Source organism: Oleiphilus sp. HI0043, from assembly GCF_001634935.1.
Genome location: NZ_LWEY01000960.1, coordinates 1 through 270, shown reverse-complemented (window position 1 = coordinate 270; position 270 = coordinate 1). Strand labels below are relative to the sequence as shown.

1 protein-coding gene is annotated in these 270 nt (G+C 44.8%); it reads right to left on the bottom strand.

The annotated features are described in order from the left end of the window. Nucleotides 1–238: sirohydrochlorin chelatase (locus tag A3729_RS10515; protein WP_068633794.1), on the bottom strand; the 238-nt coding region annotated here is incomplete at its 3' end. Between the last annotated feature and the right edge of the window lie 32 nt (nucleotides 239–270).

The window sequence follows — 270 nt, the reverse complement described above, 5'->3', positions numbered from 1 at the left end:
CTATAACATGCCTACCGGCTGACAAGAAGTAAGGCAAGACATCTACTTCAGATGCTCCCTGCTCTATACACTGGATAATTGAGTCGGGTATTAATGGCTCAGCCAGCTCCAAAAAGCCAGTATTGACGATCGCATATTGAGCGCCGACCTTATTCTGAACGCTACGGGAAAGCTCCCGTACTTCATCATTGGAGGACGCTCGTCGTGAGCCGTGTGCAACAATTACTAATGCTTTCATAATGTCCTACTATATTAACCATTTTTTCATTG